This is a genomic window from Clostridium sp. CTA-19 (genome assembly GCF_054767855.1).
In genome coordinates, this window is the sequence record NZ_BAAABH010000076.1 from 1 (window position 1) to 1,433 (window position 1,433).

2 protein-coding genes are annotated in these 1,433 nt (G+C 28.5%); both read right to left on the reverse strand.

Features of this window, described 5'->3' with window-relative positions:
• The coding region (locus ACYUE0_RS17655) for a transposase (protein WP_460271924.1) at positions 1-687 on the reverse strand (687 nt) is incomplete at its 3' end.
• A 58-nt stretch (positions 688-745) separates the two neighbouring features.
• Positions 746-1,048, reverse strand: coding sequence for a transposase (locus ACYUE0_RS17660; RefSeq protein WP_460271922.1), 303 nt, complete (start codon positions 1,046-1,048; stop codon positions 746-748).
• Positions 1,049-1,433 lie beyond the last annotated feature (385 nt).

The following is a 1,433-nucleotide window of genomic DNA, read 5'->3' on the forward strand; positions in this document are numbered from 1 at the left end:
AAGATATCTATGATATGATTCAATGAAAGCATTGTAATTTGGACTTTTAACAGGTATTCTTTCATGAATAACATTTTCATCAAGACAAGATTTTTCAAAGATACCACTAATAAATTGACTACCATTATCCGTACGGATTACTAATCCATTTGGATTATCTTTAATGCCTCTGGAATATAAACCTTGAATTAAAACTTTTTTCGCAACTTCACCAGTTGCAGATAAATCTATTGATGTGCTTACAAGTTCTCTATCAAACACATCAATTATAGAAGTAATATAAGCAGTTCGCTTTGTTCCAGCTATAAACGCATACTTTATATCCATTTGCCACAATTGGTTTGATTTTATTATTGTTCTACTTTCGCAGACRCGTGACACTCGTTTTAGAGTGCGTTTTCTATTTGGATCTAACAARTTTAAGCTTTTCATTAATCTTCTAACTTTTTTCTTATTAATCTTAATATTGTAGTTATTTCTTAAAACAGCAGTAACTTTCTTATAACCATAGAATTTACTAGTTTTTTGAGATTTAATTTTTACTATATAGTTTTGTATATCTAAGTCATTAACCTTATCTCCATCAAAGTTATAACTAAACCCAGGTGTCTTACGACCTGTATTAGCGTAGCTTCTCCCAGCATACTCATGTTTTATCTTATAGTAGATAATTCTACAATACTTAATACAGTAACAACTTTATAACCTAAAGTTATCCACTTATGAGCAATAGCAATTTTATCATCTAACGTTGGTTGTTTTTTAGAAGATCTTCAAGGATTGCTATTTTTAATTTAAGCTCTTCATTTTCATCCTTAAATTTATGATATTCTTTTTTATAATTAGGTATAATCTCACCTTCCTTTGGATTTTTCGGCTTTATAGTTCGAGAATACCTACGGTAATTGTTAACCCATGTGCTTAATTGAACTGGATTAATATTATATTTTTTAGCTATTAAAGAATTACTACCAGATTCAAGAACCTCTTTAACATAAGCAACTCTTTGTTCTTCTGAAAACTTTCTTTTAAAAACAACTTTTGACATATTGTAGCCCTCCTAATTTCATTAATATAATTGTAAATATCTAAATTAACTTTGTCCAATCCAATTAGGGGGGGATCTAGGCTTTTAACTCTTAATTCTTAACTTTTAACTACCTATAGTTGTATAGTTTAATTATATTTCAGTAAATCCAAATACTTTTTTAACTTTTTATTTTTAATTCATTGACATTTTTAATTTAGGTTAAAGCTTTAATATTTAATTTATCTTTAATTTCATGTTTTAATCGAGTAGGAGGAAAATAATTATTTTATTTTCCGTCCTCTCACACCACCGTGCGTACCGTTCGGTACACGGCGGTTCAATAGAATTACCTAAATCTTAAATAACTCTCGGTTAACGTTATAAACCCTTGTTCTTTTAGGTA

What these genes read in the sequence shown, in the direction of transcription:
- ACYUE0_RS17660 (WP_460271922.1), bottom strand. Translation starts at nt 1,048, where the DNA reads ATGTCAAAAGTTGTTTTTAAAAGAAAGTTTTCAGAAGAACAAAGAGTT.